A 7,113-nucleotide genomic window follows, 5' to 3' on the forward strand; every position below is an offset into this window, starting at 1 on the left:
CTCTTTCCCTACACGACGCTCTTCCGATCTTAGATATAGAAAATAATACGATAATTGTAGGTACAGGGGTGACACTTCATACCCTAAAAGAGTTTTTAGCAAAATATAACTTATTGTTCCCTCTTACTTTGCCTTCTGAGAAAAGTTGCTATATAGGTGGCAATCTATCTAGTAATGCCGGTGGTATTACTACTTTAAAATATGGAAATACCAGAGATTTAACTCTGGGAATTGAGGTAGTATTAAGTAGTGGTAAAATAATTTCCGACCTTAACTCCTTAAGAAAAAGGAATATCGGACCTGATTTAAAACATCTATTCATCGGAGCAGAAGGTACTCTTGGAGTTATTACCAAGGCTTGTTTAAAAATATTCCCAGAATATGAATACCATACAAATGTATTATTAAGAGCTCCTAATATTACAACCCTCATGATACTTTTCTCTAAGATTTATAAAAAATTCAGAGATCCTCTTGCAAGTTTCGAAATTATGAATACTAACAGCGTAAATCTAGTATTACAAAAGTATCCTAACTGTTTTTACCCATTACAACATAATACTAAAGATGATCCCAACACTTGGTATGCTTTATTTAGTTTAGAATATAATTACTTACCTAACGGATTCATAACAGACTATTTAAAAACCTTACAACAAGAAGGATTTACAGATAGTTTTGTAGTGTATCATAACAATGATAATCTTTGGGAGTTACGTAATTTAATCCCTCATGCCCAAAAAGCAGGAGGAGGGAGTTTAAAGCATGATATTGCATTGCCTATTTCCAAAATTAGCTATTTTGTTAATAGTACACTGCCTTTAATTTATAATATAGTCCCTAATTGTAACCCTATTATTTTCGGGCATGCTGGGGATGGTAATTTGCATTTTAATATTTCACAACCCTCTAACCTAACTCTTGAGGCTTTTTTAAAGTACAAACATGAGGTTAAATCCTTAATAGTAAAACGTGTACTTAAAGAGCATGGAACTTTTAGTGCGGAACACGGTATTGGATTAGTAAATTTAAGAGAAATGCAAAAATATTATTCAAAAAACCAACTTTATATCTTAAAATCTATTAAACATGTTTTAGACCCATTAAATTTAATGAATAAAAATAAAATTGTATCATGAATAAATAAGGATATTTTGAATTTGTTGCCTAAAAAATTATTTGCTTACGTAGGAAAAAGCTTCTTTTTTAATTGTTTAATTTTTAGTTTAGTAATTTGTTTAATTATTACCTCAGCTGACTTTATAGAAAATATTAGAAAATTTGGGAAAACTAGTTCTGGTATTTTTACTTTATTGTTTATTTCTATTCTAAAAATACCGGCTTTACTACAACAAATAATTGCCTTTGTAATTCTTTTTGCCACCATGTTTACAACTAAACGTTTATTATTAACCAGAGAATTAGATATTATTAGAGCTAACGGTTTATCTATTTGGCAATTTTTCTCCCCATTTTTATATATTACTTTAGTAATTTCTTTATTTTCATCTTTAATCCTTGCTCATATCTCTCCTTGGGCATTAAATAAAATTGATACTTTAGAAAATAAAATCAGAGATAATGATAATCTGATATCTTTTAGTAGTAGCGGAGATGTTTGGTTATTAGATAAACTCTCCCCAACTAAAGATCTTATTATTAGAGCTAAATCTTTTACTAATAAAAACCAAAACGATATAATCCTTGAAGAAGCTACTTTATATGAGATTAACGATGGGATACTGCTCCAAAGAATAGATGCTTATGCCGGTTTAATTTCTAATAAAACCATTAGTTTGTACAATCCTACTATAAAAAATAATATAGATCTATTACCTTATAGCACCAATATAATCACTCTACCTACTAATATAACTTTTAAAAGAATTATTAATATCTTTTTACAGCCTGAAAAGATTTCCATTTATTTGCTCCCTACTTTTATAAAGAACTTAGAAAAAATTGGATTAAATACTAAAAGTTATTGGCTATATTTTTATAATTTACTTACTATACCTCTAATTTTATTAGGGATGAGTTTAATAGGCCTGAGATTTGCCCTCTCACCTATGAGAAAAAATAACACTACTTATCTAATAATAATTGGTACTGTAATTGGATTTTCAGTATATTTTGTTAATAATTTTATTAATGTTTTAGCTCTATCAGGCTCTTTACCGATTTCCGTAGCATCTTTCGGAGGTAGTTTTACCGTAATTTTATTAGGATATAATTTACTTCTTTATAAAGAAGGCTTTTAAATGTTTTTTTCCTTTTATAGCTTTATTCTTTACTTATGGCAAATAATATTTATAATTTTTACTCTAAATTCTCTCTTTGCAGCTTCTTTACAATTAGGTGATGAGACTACTTTTGATTTTCAAGCTAACAAAATTGAATATAACTATACTAAAGATTTATTAACCGCCATAGGAAATGTAACAATAAGCAGTAATAATACTAAAATTACCGCTGATAAAGTCTATATTAATAAAACCAAAGGTATTATTTATGCCGAAGGGAATATTTATTATATAACTGCTGAGGGGAATGTTGTGTTTGCTGATACTTTAACTATCAGTGATAGTTTTAATTCTATAATTATGAATAATGTACAAGCTTTATTCTCAAAAGGACATCAAACTATTATTACTGCCACAAAATTGTATAAAGAAAAAAAATTAACTACCTTAGAAGATTCTTTCTTTACTTCTTGTAAATTTAGTACTTATTTTAGCCCGTTTTGGAGTATTCACGCTAAGTATACCGATTATGATGAGAATGCTCAAATTCTTAGTTTAATAGGAGCTATCCTTAAAGTAAAAGATATTCCAGTTTTTTGGTTTCCTTTTATTAAACAAGATATCTCGAATGATAAACGCCCAGGAATTTTAACCCCTAGGTACTCTACAAATGCTTTATTAGGTTTGTATATAGATCTTCCTGTATATATACCTCTTACCCCCCACCAAGATATTCACGCTTCTTTAATTACTAATGATTTACCACTAATTGCTAATCCCTTAAAAGATTCTGATAAAAACTTATATAGATTAACTTATAGAGGCTATATTACTCAAGGTTCTTTCAAAATTGACTTAGCTGGTAGTTATTTTGAACAACAAAAACGTTGGTTTGTAATTAGTAATTTTAATAAAAATTTAACAGATATTTTCAGGGTTAATATTAATATTAAAAAATTCTCTGATGTACAACTCTTGAGTATTTATAGCTTATCCGATCATAATACTTCTGAAAAATTCTTAGATAATTCTTTTAATTTAGAAGGGTTTTTTAATAATAATAACTATTTAACCTTTAATATAGATAACTTTTTAAAACTAGATAGGTTAGGAATTCCTTTTTCTGAAGGAATTAATCCTTTCATAGAATATAATTACTTTGGAGATACCTATAATTTTGGGAAAATAAAATATATTAGTAATTTTGCTAATTATAACTCGAAAAATACTATGGATAGAGCCTTTAGAATGGCTAACTCCTTAGATTATTTTTATGCGTTTAATAGTATTTATTTAGGTCTTTATGAAATTACCGGTAACTTACAATCCGTGTTTTATCAACTCAAAGATCCTCTTACAAAAGATGTCCTTACCTACCAATATAAATATAATTCTTATTATTATACTGGGCTTAGTACTGATATCACATGGTATTTACCTTTTGTACTTAATTATAGTAATACTTCAGGAGTTTTTTATCCTTTAGTACAACTATCACATTCTAACCTTATCAATAATAATATAGATGAAAATAAAAATATTTTTCAAGAAGAAAGTTTTGATTTAGGAGCAATGAATCTTTTTAATACCCAAAGATATAGCGGTTTTAATAAATACGAAACAGGTGATTTTTTAAAATACGGTGTTAAATGGCAATTTATCACTACTCAAGGTTATAATGGTTATCTTTTTCTAGGACAAAGTCTACAAATAAATAGTAATACTAAATCTAACACCTCAAATTATTTATTTTATATGAATTTTAATCCAAATAGCTATATTAACCTTAATTACCAAAGCAGTATCGACAATAAATTACAATATTTTCAAAATAATAATCTTGCTTTATCTGTAAATATTGCCAGAATATCTTTTGGAGCTAGATACTCATTTTATAAACTTGATAAAGATGCCTTTGGGAGAGATAAATTAGAAGAATTAAGTCCTAATATCAGTATTAAAGTTGTAGAGGGGCTTACGGTAAGTCTTTCTACAGATTATGATTTAACTAAAGAAAATAGTTGGAATAAATCTTCTATAACGGCATATTTTACAAATGATTGCATTATTATTACTGCAGAAGTATCCGAGGGGTATGTGTATTATTTAGATAAAAAACTAACTAACCGTAGTTATAATATCAAAGTCATTTTAAGCAATCTTTCTTTTTAAAAAAAAATATATTATACTATGGCAATGAGGTATACGTATATAAAAACTTTTATTTTCTATTGTAGCTTAGTAATTTCTGGCTTGGCAAATCCGGAGAATTTTACTACATATAATGCTTTAGCCGTAGTGAACAATTATTCTATTTTTGGGTATGATGTAGATTTACGAATAAAAATTATTAATTATATTAGTAATGATAATACTAAATCCACTAAAGAATTACGTTTGGTTATTTTGGATAAATTAATAGAAGAACAATTAGTTTTAGAACAAGCAATTAAGTATAAAATTAATGCTACATATCCGGAAATTTTAGAAAGAATTACCATTCTTGAAAAAAATAGTAAATATTCTCACAATTATATTTTGAATAATGTTGCTAAAGTTTCTCTAAGTAAAAATTATATCATCAATTATGTAAAAAAACAACTAATGATGCAAAAATTTTTGAACTCTTGGGCTTCTGCAAGAGTAAGAGTTTCTACTAATGAAATTGAACAAGAAAAAAATCGTATTATTAATTTGAATGGGAAACATGAATATTTACTTGCTGAGATTTTTATCTCCTTTAAAAATAATGAGGACGATGTTAAAAAACAAATAGATAATATTTATAAACAACTCTCTAAAGGTATGAGTTTTAATTCCGCAGTGTTATCTTTCTCAGAAAGTCTTAGTAAAAATAATCAGGGAGAAATAGGATGGGTATTACAAGATCAATTACCTTTCAATGTTTTCAATACTATTGCTACTTTATCAAAGAATCAGTTCTCTACCCCCCTGCTAAAAGATAATGGGTATCAAATTTTATTATTAAAAGATATTCGTCCTACTATTAGTATAGATCCTTATAATAGCGAACATATGCAACAATTGCAAATTCTTATTGAAAATAAAATATTTAATGAAAAAGCTGAATTAGTAATAGAAGATTATTTAAAAGATGTACGTAATAAAGCATCAATAAAGATTAATATTTATGATTAATACTCCCATAGCTATTACAGCAGGCGATCCTAGTTCAATATCTCCATATATTTTACTAAAAGCTTGGTTAGTTTTAAAAAATCAACCTAATTTATGTTTTTTTACTATTAATAGTGTAGATAATTTACAAAAAGTAGCAAAACACTTTAACTTAAATGTAAAAATAAAAGAAATTAGCTCTGTATATGAAGTTCATGCTTATTTTTCAGAAGCTTTACCAGTAATTAACTTAAACTTAGATGTACCAAGTATTTTAGGAGAAAAAAATTTGCAACACGCTTCTTTTGTTGTTGATTCCACAAAAAAAATTGCTAATTTAGCCATTAAAAAACAAATAAAAGCTATGGTTACTAATCCTGTTGAGAAGTCTTTATTATATGAAGCAGGAACTAATTTTACCTCTCATACAGAATTTTTAGCTACTCTAACTAATACAACTTATTATGCCATGATGTTATGTACACCTTTTAGTAAATTAAAGGTTATTCCATTAACCATTCATCTTAGTTTAAAAAATGCTATTAATACTTTAACCAAAGATTATATTATTGATAAGTGTAGTTTTATACATAATAATCTCTTAACTTACACCGAAAAACAACATAAATTTATTATGACAGGCTTAAACCCTCATTGTGGAGAAAACGGCTTAATGGGGGTAGAAGAACTCAGTATTATAGACACAGCTCTAAAATTTTTACAGAAACAAGGTATTGATATTGTAGGTCCGGTTGCTGCGGATACGGTGTTTAAAAAAGAAATTTATGAAAAATATGATATAATTATAGGCATGTACCATGATCAAGTACTAGGACCTTTCAAATCCTTATTTTTTGATGAAGGAGTTAATACTACATTAGGATTACCTTTTATTAGAACTTCACCGGATCATGGTACGGCTTTTGCTATAGCTGATACAAAATTTGCTAATCCTAAAAGTTTAATTGCTGCTATTATTAAAGCATATCAGTTACAAAACAGTATTTTCTAAGAAAAATGCAAAATCATAACTTTTTAACTAAAAAATCCTTAGGGCAACATTTTTTAATAGATTCTAGTGTTTTAGAAAGAATCTTAAGTTATGCTCCTGATTTAGATAGTAAAAATGTCATTGAAATTGGTCCAGGAATTGGTAATTTAACAACTTTATTATTAAAACATGCCAAGACTCTAACTGCCATAGAAAAAGATAACAGGGTAGAACCTTATCTTTTAGCTTTAAAAAAACAATACCCTAGTACTTTTTCCTATTATTTAGAAGATGCTCTTACTATGGATTTATTAAAATTAGTAAAAATACCTGCAGTTATTATTGCTAATCTTCCTTATAATATAGGTACTACTCTTTATACAAAATGGTTATTTATAGCAAAAAATTTTGATTATTTTATTTTAATGTTTCAAAAAGAAGTGGCCCAAAGAATCACAGCTATACCTAAAAACAAACACTATGGCAGACTTTCTATTATTAGCGATTTATTTTGTGACAAAGAATTTTTATTTACAGTACCACCTGATGCTTTTTCACCTAAACCTAAAGTAGAATCAGGGGTTATTAAATTAAGACCCCTAAACCAGCCTAGATACAATTGTTCTATAGAATTATTAGAAAAAATTACTGCGACAGCTTTTCAAGGAAGGAGAAAAATTATTAAGAATACACTAAAGAATTTTAATTTTAATTTTGAAAATTTAGGAATTAATCCCTTGT

Annotated in this window: 5 protein-coding genes; all 5 read left to right on the forward strand. The window is 27.3% G+C overall.

Translation table 11 applies throughout. From position 1 onward, the window contains the following. The first annotated feature begins 1,160 nt into the window (after positions 1 to 1,160). Positions 1,161 to 2,261, forward strand: a complete 1,101-nt coding sequence (locus ACQCX0_RS04630; RefSeq protein ID WP_462563008.1) for an LptF/LptG family permease — start codon at positions 1,161 to 1,163, stop codon at positions 2,259 to 2,261. Then, positions 2,262 to 4,415, forward strand: a complete 2,154-nt coding sequence (locus ACQCX0_RS04635) for an LPS-assembly protein LptD (RefSeq protein ID WP_462563009.1) — start codon at positions 2,262 to 2,264, stop codon at positions 4,413 to 4,415. It begins immediately after the preceding gene. Positions 4,416 to 4,496: 81 nt separating this feature from the next. Next, the gene (locus ACQCX0_RS04640) at positions 4,497 to 5,402 is read left to right on the forward strand and encodes a peptidylprolyl isomerase (protein WP_462563010.1); all 906 of its coding nucleotides are present in this window, start codon (positions 4,497 to 4,499) and stop codon (positions 5,400 to 5,402) included. After that, a complete protein-coding gene (gene pdxA / locus ACQCX0_RS04645; RefSeq protein ID WP_462563011.1) occupies positions 5,395 to 6,393 on the forward strand; it encodes a 4-hydroxythreonine-4-phosphate dehydrogenase PdxA in 999 nt (332 codons plus the stop codon). The genes ACQCX0_RS04640 and pdxA overlap by 8 nt, the downstream gene beginning before the upstream one ends. A gap of 5 nt (positions 6,394 to 6,398) precedes the next feature. Further along, positions 6,399 to 7,113 (forward strand): 16S rRNA (adenine(1518)-N(6)/adenine(1519)-N(6))-dimethyltransferase RsmA (gene rsmA / locus ACQCX0_RS04650; protein WP_462563012.1); only part of this gene is annotated, 715 nt, incomplete at its 3' end.

The sequence above is a fragment of the Candidatus Hepatincolaceae symbiont of Strigamia maritima genome, from assembly GCF_055505085.1.

Excerpts from the sequence above, each read along its gene's own strand:
- ACQCX0_RS04635 (WP_462563009.1), top strand. The coding sequence starts at position 2,262 with ATGTTTTTTTCCTTTTATAGCTTTATTCTTTACTTATGGCAAATAATA.
- pdxA (WP_462563011.1), top strand. The coding sequence starts at position 5,395 with ATGATTAATACTCCCATAGCTATTACAGCAGGCGATCCTAGTTCAATA.